This is a genomic window from Georhizobium sp. MAB10, assembly GCF_045012825.1.
Classification (GTDB): Bacteria; Pseudomonadota; Alphaproteobacteria; order Rhizobiales; family Rhizobiaceae; genus Georhizobium; species Georhizobium profundi.
The window spans coordinates 702,974-715,465 of sequence record NZ_CP118314.1 but is presented as its reverse complement, the minus strand read 5'-3'; the positions used below and the strand labels follow the sequence as shown (position 1 = coordinate 715,465).

The window sequence follows — 12,492 nt, the reverse complement described above, 5'->3', positions numbered from 1 at the left end:
TCTGACCTAGTGCAGCGTCTCGTCGCCCAGTTCCGGCGTCATCCACATCTTCTCGAGATTGTAGAATTCCCGGATCTCCGGCCGGAAGACATGAACGATCACGTCGCCGGTGTCGATCAACACCCAGTCGCCGGTCGCCAGACCCTCTATCCGCGCATTGCCGTAACCGGCTTCCTTGATCTGCCGCAAGAGCTCGTCGCAGATAGCGCTGACATGACGGCTTGAGCGCCCGGATGCGATCACCATGTGGTCGCCCAGCGCCGATTTTCCGGCAATGTCGATGGAGACGATGTCTTCCGCTTTCGAATCCTCGAGGCTTTCGAGGATCTGGTGAAGCACGCGGGTGTCGGCGTCCGTGCCGCGACCCGTGGCTGAGGAGAAACTGCTTGGCGCATTTCCCTTCGCGTGTGCTGTTGTCAGTGTCGTTACCCTTTCAGCAGTGACAGGACCAGCTTCACTTGCCTTGTTCCTTCAAGGTCCAAAGCAGAATGTAATGATAGGCGCGTCTCGTTAAAGGTTTCAAGACACAAGAAGTTGCCGTCCCATCACCAATTTTCTTGGCTCGGCGGCAATTTCTCGGGATGAATGGCTCGGCCTCAGGATTTCCCGGGCCAGTGGCTGCGCAATTCGGTGGAGGAAAGAAGCGATCGCGGCCCGTGGATGAAGGTCCAGGCCGGCGCTTCCATCAACGCAAGTCGCCCTGCATCATCCTCGTCGACCCGCGCATGCGCGAAAGTCTTGGCCATCTTCGAAGAGAGGTAGGAGAGGGTCGAGCCCGGGCGATCGATCACGGCGATCGGAAACGTCCTGGCAATGGCCTGCCAGTCCTGCCAATGGTGAAAACCGGCCAGATTGTCGGCCCCCATGACCCAGACGAAATGGATGCCGGCATTGCGCTGCTTGATCACCGCCAGCGTCTCGGCCGTGTAGCGCAGGCCATGGGTCGCCTCGAACGCCGTCACCTTCACGCGCGGATCCGGCGTGATCGCCTCGCTCAGCGCTATGCGCTCCGCAAGCGGCAGAAGCTTGCCGTGATCCTTCAGTGGATTACCAGGCGTCACCATCCACCAGAGCTGGTTGAGCCTGAGACGCCTGAGCGCGATTTCCGCCACGAGCCAGTGGCCGCCATGGGGCGGGTTGAAGGACCCGCCGAACAGCCCGACGCGCATGCCCTGCTTGACATGGGGCATGCGGCCGTAAGGCGACAGGGGAGATAGCGATCGGCTCAAGGGGTCAAGGTCGCGTCTGGCCGGTGCCGTGAACGCGGTACTTGAACGAGGTTAGTTGCTCCACGCCGACTGGGCCACGCGCATGCATCTTTCCCGTTGCGATGCCGATTTCGGCTCCCATGCCGAATTCGCCACCATCGGCAAACTGCGTCGAGGCGTTGTGCAGCAGAATCGCGGAATCGACCTCGTTGAAAAAGCGCTCGGCAACGGCCGAGTCCTCGGCAATCACCGCTTCGGTATGGTGCGAGGAATAGCGCTTGATGTGCGCGATCGCGCCCGAAATCCCGTCGACCAGCGCCACGGAGATGATGGCGTCGAGATATTCCGTCGACCAGTCTTCCTCCGTCGCCGGCTTGAGCGCCGGAAACACTTTCAGGACCGCAGCAGAAGCGCGAATCTCGCAGCCGGCCTCGGTCAGCGCTTCGAGAAGCGGCATTAGATGCGTACCGGCAGCGGCACCGTCCACCAGAAGCGTTTCGGCTGCACCACAGATGCCTGTGCGCCGCATCTTCGCGTTCACCACGATGCTCTTTGCCATTTCCAGGTCGGCGGACTGATCCACGTAGATGTGGCAAAGGCCCTCGAGATGCGCGAAGACCGGCACCCGCGCCTCGGCCTGAACACGCGCCACGAGGCTCTTCCCGCCACGCGGCACGATCACGTCGATCGCGCCGGAAAGGCCTGTCAGCATGGCGCCGACGGCAGCGCGGTCGGCAACGGGAACAAGCTGGATCGCGTCCTCGGGAAGACCGGCCTGTTTCAGGCCGCGAACCAGGCTCGCATGGATTGCGCGGGATGAGTTCAAACTGTCGGAGCCGCCACGCAGGATCACCGCATTGCCTGCCTTCACGCAGAGCGCACCGGCATCGGCGGTGACGTTCGGCCGGCTTTCGTAGATGACGCCGATCACACCGAGCGGTGTGCGCACGCGCTCGATCTGGAGACCGTTCGGGCGCTCCCAAGCAGCGATCACGGCACCGACGGGATCGTCGAGTTCGGCAATCGTGCGGATGCCCTCGGCGATGCCGGCGATGCGCTGGGTGTCGAGCTTCAGCCGATCGACGAGGGACTCGGCGAGCTCAGCCTGCTTGGCATTGGCAAGATCGATCGCGTTGGCAGCAAGGATCTTGTCTTCATCGGCCAACACGGCATCGGCCATGGCAAGAAGCGCCTGGGTCTTCGTCTGCGGCGAGGCGATCGCCAATGGTCCACTCGCCGCTTTTGCGCGACGGCCGATGTCTTCCATCACGTCGGCGATGGTGTTGTCGTTGGTCTGGACCTGGTGCAGCATACTCATGCTCCGCCTCATTTCTAAAGACTTATGCCATCGGCTCTCGCGATGCGCCTGTCAACACCAGGTCGTCGCGATGAACCATCGCCGCCCGGCCGGAATAGCCGAGGATCGCCTCGATTTCCGCGGTCTTGCAGCCGGCGATCCGGGTCGCCTCTTCGGCATCATAGGCGATCAGCCCGCGGGCGATTTCGCGCCCCGCTTCGTCGAAGATCGCCACCGTGTCGCCGCGCGCGAAATCTCCGGTCAGCGACCGAACGCCGGCCGGCAACAGGCTCTTGCCCATGCGCAGCGCCCGCTCTGCACCCTTGTCGATGCGCAGCGTGCCCATCGGCGTCAACTGACCGGCGATCCAAGTCTTGCGCGCCGTTACGGGCTGACCGCTGGGCGCAAAGAAGGTGGAGCGTGCGCCCTTATCGATGGCGCTGATCGGATGCAGATCCTTGCCGGAAGCGATGATCATGGCGCAGCCGGCGTTGGTCGCGATCTTGCCGGCTTCCACCTTGGTGCGCATGCCGCCGCGCGACAATTCGGATGCAGCCCCACCCGCCATCGCCTCGATCTCCGGCGTAATGGACGACACGACGTCGAAGAACTGCGCATCGGGATCGATCGAGGGAGAGGCGCTGTACATGCCGTCGACATCGGAGAGAAGGATCAGCAGATCGGCGCCGATCATCGTCGCGACGCGCGCTGCCAAACGGTCATTGTCGCCATAACGGATTTCCGTGGTGGCGACCGTGTCGTTCTCGTTGATGATGGGGACAGCGCCGAGCTTCATCAGTTCGGTGAGCGTCGCCCGCGCATTGAGGTAGCGCCGCCGGTCCTCGGTATCGCCGAGCGTCAAAAGCACCTGCCCGGCAATGATCGATCGTTCGGCGAGTGCTGCGGACCAGGCACGAGCCAGCGCGATCTGGCCGACGGCAGCCGCCGCTTGGCTGCCCTCGAGCTTTAGCATGCCTGCGGGCAGATCGAGCACGGAGCGCCCAAGGGCAATGGCACCGGAGGAGACGACGAGCACGTCGCATCCGCTTGCCCGCAATGCAGCGAGATCGGAGCAAAGCGCCTCCAGCCATTCCTGCTTGAGGCCGAGGCTGCGGTCGACGAGCAACGCCGAGCCGATCTTCACGACCACGCGACGGTGGGCTGCGACGGGTTTTCTGGATGTTGCCACGGGCGAGTCTGCCTATCGCCGATCCGCGTCGGCAGCCCAGTCGGCATCGTCCTGAAAATCGTCGGAGCCATCGGACGGCTCGCTGCCTTTCGATTCCAGAATGATCGTGCGCAACGCCCGCAAGGCCGCTTGCATGCCTTCCCCGGTCGCTGCCGAAAGCATCATCGGCGTCTTGCCGGAGGCAGCAGCGAGCGCTTCGAGCTTCTCGCGGCGCTCGTCCTCGTCCAACGTGTCGATCTGCGAAAGCGCAAGGATCTCGGGCTTGTCGGTCAAGCCATGGCCGTAGGCATCGAGCTCGTTGACGACGGTCCGGTAGGCTTTCGCCACATCCTCTTCCTGGCCCGAAACGAGATGCAGGAGCACACGGTTGCGCTCGACATGGCCGAGGAAACGGTCGCCGATCCCGACACCCTCATGGGCGCCTTCGATCAGGCCCGGAATATCGGCCAGCACGAATTCCGATCCATCGACCGACGCGACGCCGAGATTGGGATGGAGCGTTGTGAAGGGATAATTCGCGATCTTCGGTCGCGCGCGGGTCACGGCTGCGAGAAAGGTCGACTTTCCCGCATTCGGCAGGCCAACGAGGCCAGCGTCGGCGATGAGCTTCAGCCGCAGCCAAATCCACTTCTCGACGCCATCCAGGCCCGGATTGGCATGGCGAGGCGCCTGGTTGGTCGATGTCTTGAAATGCGCGTTGCCGAAACCGCCATTGCCGCCGGCAGCTAGCCGATAGCGCTGGCCTTCCTTCGTCATGTCGACAATCAGCGTCTCGTTGTCTTCTTCGAAGATCTGCGTGCCGACCGGCACCTTCAGGACAGCCTCGCCGCCCTTCGCGCCGGTGCGGTTGCGGCCCATGCCATGGCCGCCCGTTTCAGCCTTGAAGTGCTGCTGAAAGCGGTAGTCGATCAACGTGTTCAAGCCGTTGACGGCTTCCACCCACACGTCGCCGCCACGGCCGCCGTCGCCGCCGTCCGGTCCACCGAATTCGATAAATTTTTCGCGGTGAAACGAGACGCTGCCTGCGCCCCCGTCACCAGAGCGGATGTAGACTCTCGCCTGATCCAGAAACTTCATGATGTTGCCACTTATCGTCACGCGCGCAGGATCAAGCCTGCGGGACCGGGTTCTGCCGGCGGTGATATAGCCGACGGCCCGAGAGGTCAAAGACAATCGCCGAAATGCCGGCGACCCCGCCTTTACGGCGCGCTGTTGGCCTGCCAGAACCCAACCGACATGAAGATCGACATCATCGCCATCGGCAAGCTGAAATCGGGACCGGAACGCGAGCTCGTCTCCCGCTATGTGGATCGCCTGGCGAAATCAGGCCCCGCCATCGGCATCGAGTTCGGCCGCCTCATCGAGCGCCCCGAAAGCCGCGCCTCCAGCACCAATACCCGCAAGCGCGAGGAAGCGGACGCCATTCGCTCGGCACGAAGCGAGGGCGGCAAGCTGATCCTGCTCGACGAGGGCGGCAAGATCCCCGGGTCTGAGGCATTCGCAGCCGATATCGGCCAGTGGCGCGACGATGGCGCTCGCAACGCCACGTTCGTGATCGGCGGCGCCGACGGCCTCGATGCGTCACTGCTGCAGGAAAGCGACCTGACGCTCTCCTTCGGCCGCCTGACATGGCCGCACCAGATCGTCAGGATCCTTCTCGCCGAGCAGCTTTACCGCGCGGTCACGATCCTGTCCGGCCATCCCTATCACAGGGAATGACCGAGCAGGATCGTTGAGCCGTCAGTTGGTGAAGTGCAGCTGCGCCACCATGCTGCCGATGCGCGCAAAGACGCTGTCCAGTTGGCTGACATCGTTGGTCGGGAAGTAGTTTTCGGGAGCAGACGCACAGCCCCCATTTGCGCTGCCGTAGAGTGCTCGGTTATTGGCGCCATCGGACTGCAGGAGAACTGTGTAGATCTCCACGCCATTGTTCTTGAGCATGGTGCAGTTTGCCTTCGTCCACGTATCGACGGTTCGCGCGGCCGTCCCCTGATTGGTGGAACCGAAGCGATTGGACGACATGAAGCCGTTGGACCCATAATCCGATTTGTTGGCCGTGTTGCTGGAACCGTAGACGACGTTTTCGCCATCCGTGAGGAGAACCACGATCTTCTTTGTACCTGGAGTGTCGAACGGATCGGCAGTCGTGTAGGGCGCTTCCGGCGAAAGCACGCGCGTGCCCCATGCGAGCCCCTCCGATACGTTGGTCCCGGAGCCGTTCCACTCCCGCATTTGCGACACGGCGGTTTTAAGCGCCTCGAAGTCTTCGGTCAGCGGCTGAACAGGAGTCGGGCAGGCGCGGTTTGGACCACCGGTCAGCGGACCGGGCTGTGGTGCGGTGTTGAGGCTGGATGCTTGCGCGTTCGCAGACGTGTATTTGGCAAGCGAGCGCTGGACCACGGCAAAGTCGCCCGTGAGAGTGTCTTTGAGATAGGAGGTGTTGAGGTTCGCGGCATTATTGCCCGCAACAGGCGTGTTCTTGTTGTTAGACACGTCCTTATCAGGTTCGTCAGGCGCAAAATACGGAACGAAGAGCGTACTTCCGGTCGTCGGCGCCGCATCAACAGCAACCGTGCGCGGCCGGGCTTCGACGCATCCCTTCCATTCCAAACCGATCTGGTGGAAGAGCCGCAGGTGATTGGCCTTGACCTGCCCGCGCGACCCCTGATTGCCGTTGAGTTGCGTCACACCTGTCGCATTGCTTTCCAGGACGGCCGGGATCGTGCAAGGCTTGGCGGCAATTGCACCGAGACCGGCGGTCTTGACGGTTTTATTGCGGTCGAAGTCAACTTGGATGCCATCGAAATTCGCGCCATGATATTCGGCGGTCGCATGCAGATCGAGCCATGAGCAATCGAACTCCGGGCCGCGGATATTGACCGCCGTAACGAATGGCACCAGCGCCATTCGGATGCGGCGGTTTGGGTTGTTCTCCGCGACCGTCTCCAAAGTATTAACCAGCGTGGTTGCAGCCGTGCGCAACGCCCCGATGCGATTGTTCGTCGCCATCGATCCGGTGTTGTCCAACACCATGACGACTTCCAGCGCATCCGTCGCTTCATAAGCGTCCGAGCTGACAGAAATACGCGCCGGGCCGCCCATGAAGCTGTTCATGATTGTCAGCGCCACATCCGCCGTGGCCGTCGCCTCGGTCCGGATGAAGTTGGCGCCGATCTCAGCATCGAAATCCGTATCGAGATTGCTGATCGTCGGGTCAGCCTCAATGAGAGCGGCGAGATACGTATCGAAGTAGCTCTCGCGGCTCTGGTCACGATCGTTGAGCCGCGTTGCCGCCAAAAGCGCGGCATCGACATTGTTCTGCAATGCAGTCTTGGCCGCCATCATGCGGGTCGTATCGACTGCCAGTCCGGCCGAAAGCAGCATGACCGGCAGGGAAATGCCGAACATGAGTGCAAATTGGCCGCTACGATCTTGAAGAAAGCGCTTCATGCTTTGATCCCCAGCTATCCATTTGTGGATACGCGCGAGCAATTAAGACATGCTTTGCTTGATGGAGAATCAGCCCATGAGAAAGGGCTGTCCAAGGGAATTCTAATGCTGCGGTTAATCAGCCGTTTCTTCCTGCAAACATATTTTAGAGTGGCATCGTGAGCACTTCCTTTCGCCTCAAACCTGACATGCTTGCAGCCGATGGAGGGAACTCGGGCCAAGATCGGATTGAGACTTGAAGCCAGCACCACGGAGCCGCGGTCACTGCGCCGCGCCGGATCATTCGCGAAATCGACAGGTCAGGCTCGCTGCCTGGTTCGCCGGCAAAGCTTTGGTTGTTGGGCTTCTCTCCACCGCTTCGGCTTCTTCAGCCCACGCCCAGGAGGCCGCTCCTGCTTTGGCCGCCCCTCAGGCGGATGCAGCTGATCCGACCCAGTCTCTCGATGCCAAGCGCGCCGAAACGGCCGAGGAACTCGACCGCTTGAGCCGAGCCATCACGCTGTCCGAACAGCGCATGGCCGATCTACGCGCCGAGGTTGATGCGCTGCGCCAGGACGAGGCGGCCATTCGCGCAAGCATGATCGAAACGGCAGACCGGCAGCGCGAACTCACCACGCGCATGGCCGAAGCCGAAGATCGCTTCTCCACGCTGCGCGGTGACGAAGACGAGATTACTGCGTCGCTGAGGGAAAGGCGGGTGCTGCTCGCCGAAGTTCTTGCCGGATTGCAGCGCATGGGCCGAAATCCGCCTCCGGCTCTCCTCGTTGCGGCGGAGGATGCGCTTGCCTCGGTGAGAAGCGCCATCCTGCTCGGAGCCGTCGTACCCGAAATGCGCGAGGAGACGGAACAGCTTGCACAGGATCTGGCTCGTCTGAAGGCGGTTCGTGAAGACATCGAAGAGGAGCGCGCGAAGCTCGTCGCCGCGCGAACGGACCAGGTCGTCGAAGAGGAACGCCTTGCCCTGCTTCTCGCCGAGAAGCGCGACATGCAGGGCGACCGCGAAAGACGCATCGAGGAAGAGCGCGTCGCGGCGGCCCGTCTCGCGGAACGTGCCTCGTCGCTCGGCGAACTCATCGCTTCGCTCGAAACGGAGATTTCGTCCGTCCGCGAAGCCGCCGAGCAGGCCCGTGAAGCAACACGATTACGTGAACAGCAAAGCGAGGAAGAGCTTGAGCGGGCACGCAATCGTGCTGCCAGCGGCGACCTCGACATGGAGAGATTTTCGCCGGCAGTTCCTTTCGCATCGCGCACGGCAACCCTGGAATTGCCCGTGGAAGGGGCCGTAGAGCGATGGTATGGTGACGATGACGGCACCGGCCACCCGCTTCAAGGCATCATGGTCGCGAGCCGATCGGGGGCACTCGTGCAAGCCCCGGCCGACGCTTGGGTCGTCTATGCCGGCCCCTTTCGGACTTACGGGCAGCTATTGATCCTCAACGCAGGTGACGAATATCATATCGTCATGGCGGGTATGGACCGTATCGATGTTTCACCAGGCCAGTTCGTGGTGACCGGCGAACCGGTCGCTGCGATGGGTGAAACGAGGCTCGCAGGCGCTGCTGCTTTGGCTCTGGTTTCCGGGCAGCCGACGCTTTACATTGAATTCAGGAAAGATGGACAGCCGGTCGATCCTGACCCCTGGTGGGCAAACGATACTTCGGGAAGGGCAAGCAATGATTCGTAAAATATCGCTTCTGTTCGTCGGCGCCCTCATGGGCGCTACCGCCCTGAGCACTGCCCAGCAGTTCAGCATGCCGGCGGAAGCCGCTGGGTCGGATACTTACCGCCAACTGTCGATCTTCGGCGACGTGTTCGAGCGCGTGCGTTCGCAATATGTGACACCGCCGGAAGAGAAAGAGCTGATCGAGAGTGCCATCAACGGCATGCTTACCTCGCTCGATCCCCATTCCAGCTATCTCAATGCTGACGATGCCAACGACATGCGCACCCAGACGCGTGGCGAATTCGGCGGCCTTGGCATCGAAGTCACGATGGAAAACGACCTCGTCAAGGTCATCACGCCCATCGACGACACACCCGCCGCGCAGGCAGGCGTGCTGGCAGGCGATCTGATTTCCGAAATCGATGGCGAATCGCTGCAGGGCCTGACCCTGTCGGATGCCGTTGACCGCATGCGCGGACCGGTCGACACGACGGTCGAGCTCACGGTCATCCGCGAAGGCGCTGCTCAACCGCTGAAGATCGAAGTCACGCGCGCCATCATCCAGGTGAAGGCCGTTCGCCATAGCGTCGAGGAGAATGTCGGCTATCTCCGCCTCATCTCCTTCACCGAAAAGACCTATGACGACCTCGCCGCAGCCATCGAGCAGATCCAGGAAGAAGTGCCTGAGAATGAGCTGAAAGGCTACGTCCTCGACATGCGCCTCAACCCAGGCGGCTTGCTCGATCAGGCGATCAGCGTTTCCGACGCGTTCCTGGATCGTGGCGAAATCGTCTCCACTCGTGGCCGTAACGAAGAGGAAAGCCGCCGCTTCAATTCGCGTGCAGGCGACCTCACCGGCGGCAAGCCGCTCATCGTTCTCGTCAATGGCGGTTCCGCTTCGGCGTCCGAAATCGTGGCCGGCGCATTGCAGGACCACAAGCGGGCGACCGTTCTCGGCACACGTTCCTTCGGCAAGGGCTCCGTCCAGACGATCATTCCGCTCGGCGAAAACGGCGCGCTTCGTCTGACGACTGCGCTCTATTACACGCCGTCGGGCAAGTCGATCCAGGGCACGGGCATCACGCCGGACATCATCGTGGAGCAGCCCCTGCCCGAGGAACTCATGGGCCAGGTGGAAGCATCCGGCGAATCACAGCTGCGTGGCCACATCCAGGGTGAGAGCGAGACCGAAGAAGGCTCAGGCTCGATCGCTTACGTGCCGCCGGAGCAGGAAGACGACATCCAGCTGAACCACGCCTTCGATCTTCTACGTGGCGACCGCACGGATGCGTCCTTCCCGCCCAACCCGGATCAGGCTGCCGTCACCAACCAATAAGGGTCTCTGGATCCTTTCGACGCGGCGTTCTTTGAGCGCCGCGTCTTGCCGAATCACCCTCAGTCATGAGACCGGTGAGCGGTGCGTAACAAGCTAGATACTCCATTGGGCCAAGCCCGAAAGTCGAGGCAGAAGCGCCGGCCGTGGCCGGGTCGCTTCGCGCTCGGCACATCTGCGGCCGTCGTGCTGCTTCTCGCCGGTTCCATTTACAGTGCCATGTCGCCCAGTGGCCTCAGCGGCTCACCGGCGCCCGTCGCAACCGCCGACACACCCGTTGTCGCGCCCGATGAAACGGACGAATACGCAAACCTTCAGACAGGCACCGTCCCCGCCCGCACGGCAGGCACGGCAGGCGGCAACATCGCTTCCGAAATGACCGGCGACGGCGTCATGGTCACGACCTACCGCCCGGGCAGCCGCGAAGGGCTCGGACCGCTCATCATCGACGGCGGCGCGGTCGGCCAGGATCTGCGCGTCGCGCATTTGCCGGAAGATGCGCTTCTCGAAGAAACCGAATTCGGTGCCATCCCCACCATTTCTCCAGGCGGTAAGCGTTCGGCAGAAGCCTATGCACGGTCATGGTCCGGCACGAACGGCGCGAAGATCGCGATCGTCGTCGGCGGGCTAGGGCTCAGCCAAACGGGCACCCAGTACGCGATCGAGAAGCTGCCCGAAGAGATCACGCTTGCCTTTGCGGCAAGCGGCAACAGCCTGACGCGCTGGATGCAGGACGCCCGCCGTGGTGGCCATGAAATCCTGCTGCAGATCCCGCTGGAACCCTTCGACTATCCCTCCGTGGACCCGGGCGCCAACACGCTTACCGTCGAAGCGCCGTTGGAAAGCAACATTGAGGCGCTTCACAAATCACTGGCCCGCATGACGAACTATACGGGCGTCATGAATTATATGGGCGGACGCTTCATGTCCGACATCGAAGCCTTCGAGCCGGTCATGCGCGAGATCGCTGACCGTGGCCTGCTGTTCCTTGATGACGGATCTGCGCCGCAGTCGCGCTCCGAGATGCTCGCCAGAACCTTCGGTGCGCCATTCGGTCAAGCCGAGATCGTGCTCGACAGCCGGCGCGAACGCGGCGCGATCATGGAAGCACTCGATGCGCTCGAACGCAGCGCCGTGCGCAACGGTGCAGCGATCGGCGTTGCCTCCGCTTTCGATGTGAGCGTCGATGCGATTGCAGAATGGGTGCGGCAGGCGTCACGCCGCAACATCGAGATCGTCAGCGTATCTGCGATCGCGCTCGATCCGGCTTCATCCAGAGCTGCGAGCCGATGAGCCGCGTGAATGCTGAAGACCTGCCCTATCGCCCCTGCGTTGGGGCCATGGTCCTGAATGCTGAAGGCCTCGTCTGGGTCGGGCGCCGTATCCCCATCGCTGATTCGGAGCATGCTGGAACGTCAAAGCTCTGGCAGATGCCGCAGGGCGGCATCGATCCCGGTGAAGACCCTTATCCAGCGGCACTGCGCGAGCTGTACGAAGAGACCGGCATGAAAACCGTCAGCCTCCTTGCGGAAGCGCCGGACTGGATCAACTACGATCTTCCTGCTGATCTGATCGGCATCGGCCTGAAAGGCCGCTATCGGGGACAGACTCAGAAATGGTTCGCGTTCCGCTTCGAAGGCGACGAGAGCGAAATTACCATCAATCCTCCCCCGGGCGGCCATGAGGCCGAGTTCGATGCCTGGGACTGGAAGCCCATGGCCGCGTTGCCGGACCTCATCGTGCCTTTCAAGCGCGGTGTCTACGAGACGGTCGTCTCGACATTCTCAACACTCGCCGCCCGCTAGACGCACACTGTCGCCCAAAACGAAAAAGGCCGACCTTATTGAGGCCGGCATTTTCTTTTGTCCGTCGCTCGTTGGAGCCTATGCCGGAGGCACGGTTCCCTGCAGCGTCGTCAATTGGCTCAGATACTCGTCGAGCTTGAATGCCTGGTCGTCGCCGGAAGCCTGTTCACGCTCGGCGCGGGCAGCCTCGATGCGACGTGCCAGCTCTGCCCCATCGAAGGCCGCGCGGTCGTAGCCAGCCTCGGCGAGCACGGTGCAGCCATCCGGCAGAATGTCGGCGAAACCGCCGAACACGATGAACGACTGCTTCTGGCCATCTGCCAGTTCGACCGTGATCACACCCGGACGCAGCGTCGACATCAGCGGCGCGTGCTTCGCCATGACCGTCATTTCGCCTTCCGAACCCGGCAGGACGACGGCGACGGCTTCGGCCGAGACGAGCAGACGCTCAGGCGATACGAGTTCGAACTTGAATGTGTCAGCCATATCTCGTCGGCCGACGGAAACCGTGGTGATACCGTAATATCAGCACTACGCGTCCGTCAGC

General features: G+C 62.2%; 12 protein-coding genes. 5 read left to right on the top strand and 7 right to left on the bottom strand.

The window, feature by feature from the left end; genetic code table 11:
• Positions 1 to 6: 6 nt before the first annotated feature.
• From rsfS to obgE, 5 genes are all read right to left on the bottom strand, one after another.
• On the bottom strand, positions 7 to 420 hold the full coding sequence (gene rsfS, locus PU133_RS03275; protein WP_404864428.1) for a ribosome silencing factor: 414 nt from the start codon (positions 418 to 420) through the stop codon (positions 7 to 9).
• A 176-nt stretch (positions 421 to 596) separates the two neighbouring features.
• The gene (locus PU133_RS03270) at positions 597 to 1,190 is read right to left on the bottom strand and encodes a nicotinate-nucleotide adenylyltransferase (protein ID WP_404864427.1); all 594 of its coding nucleotides are present in this window, start codon (positions 1,188 to 1,190) and stop codon (positions 597 to 599) included.
• Positions 1,191 to 1,233: 43 nt separating this feature from the next.
• Positions 1,234 to 2,520, bottom strand: a complete 1,287-nt coding sequence (locus tag PU133_RS03265) for a glutamate-5-semialdehyde dehydrogenase (RefSeq protein ID WP_404864426.1) — start codon at positions 2,518 to 2,520, stop codon at positions 1,234 to 1,236.
• A 28-nt stretch (positions 2,521 to 2,548) separates the two neighbouring features.
• Positions 2,549 to 3,694: a glutamate 5-kinase gene (gene proB, locus PU133_RS03260; protein WP_404863471.1), complete on the bottom strand. Its 1,146-nt coding sequence runs from the start codon at positions 3,692 to 3,694 to the stop codon at positions 2,549 to 2,551.
• A gap of 12 nt (positions 3,695 to 3,706) precedes the next feature.
• Complete coding sequence (gene obgE / locus PU133_RS03255; RefSeq protein WP_404863470.1) at positions 3,707 to 4,771, bottom strand: GTPase ObgE; 1,065 nt, start codon at positions 4,769 to 4,771, stop codon at positions 3,707 to 3,709.
• A gap of 159 nt (positions 4,772 to 4,930) precedes the next feature.
• Here obgE and rlmH point away from each other — a divergent pair, with 159 nt between their 5' ends.
• Positions 4,931 to 5,413 (top strand): 23S rRNA (pseudouridine(1915)-N(3))-methyltransferase RlmH, encoded by a 483-nt coding sequence (gene rlmH, locus PU133_RS03250; protein WP_404863469.1) that lies wholly within the window; start codon positions 4,931 to 4,933, stop codon positions 5,411 to 5,413.
• 21 nt (positions 5,414 to 5,434) lie between these two features.
• Here rlmH and PU133_RS03245 read toward each other — a convergent pair whose 3' ends face one another.
• Positions 5,435 to 7,144 carry a pilus assembly protein TadG-related protein gene (locus tag PU133_RS03245; protein ID WP_404863468.1) on the bottom strand — a complete coding sequence of 570 codons (1,710 nt, stop codon included), beginning with the start codon at positions 7,142 to 7,144 and terminating at the stop codon, positions 5,435 to 5,437.
• A 397-nt stretch (positions 7,145 to 7,541) separates the two neighbouring features.
• Between PU133_RS03245 and PU133_RS03240 the strand changes: the two genes are divergently transcribed.
• The 4 genes from PU133_RS03240 to PU133_RS03225 all read left to right on the top strand — a co-directional run bounded on the left by PU133_RS03240 (position 7,542) and on the right by PU133_RS03225 (position 11,945).
• Positions 7,542 to 8,828: a murein hydrolase activator EnvC family protein gene (locus tag PU133_RS03240; protein ID WP_404863467.1), complete on the top strand. Its 1,287-nt coding sequence runs from the start codon at positions 7,542 to 7,544 to the stop codon at positions 8,826 to 8,828.
• The gene (locus PU133_RS03235; RefSeq protein ID WP_126007668.1) at positions 8,818 to 10,143 is read left to right on the top strand and encodes a S41 family peptidase; all 1,326 of its coding nucleotides are present in this window, start codon (positions 8,818 to 8,820) and stop codon (positions 10,141 to 10,143) included. Before PU133_RS03240 ends, PU133_RS03235 begins: the two co-directional genes overlap by 11 nt.
• Positions 10,144 to 10,248: 105 nt before the next feature.
• Positions 10,249 to 11,433 carry a divergent polysaccharide deacetylase family protein gene (locus PU133_RS03230; protein WP_404863466.1) on the top strand — a complete coding sequence of 395 codons (1,185 nt, stop codon included), beginning with the start codon at positions 10,249 to 10,251 and terminating at the stop codon, positions 11,431 to 11,433.
• Positions 11,430 to 11,945: an RNA pyrophosphohydrolase gene (locus PU133_RS03225; protein WP_404863465.1), complete on the top strand. Its 516-nt coding sequence runs from the start codon at positions 11,430 to 11,432 to the stop codon at positions 11,943 to 11,945. Before PU133_RS03230 ends, PU133_RS03225 begins: the two co-directional genes overlap by 4 nt.
• A gap of 78 nt (positions 11,946 to 12,023) precedes the next feature.
• Here PU133_RS03225 and PU133_RS03220 read toward each other — a convergent pair whose 3' ends face one another.
• Positions 12,024 to 12,431 carry a F0F1 ATP synthase subunit epsilon gene (locus tag PU133_RS03220; RefSeq protein WP_404863464.1) on the bottom strand — a complete coding sequence of 136 codons (408 nt, stop codon included), beginning with the start codon at positions 12,429 to 12,431 and terminating at the stop codon, positions 12,024 to 12,026.
• Positions 12,432 to 12,492 lie beyond the last annotated feature (61 nt).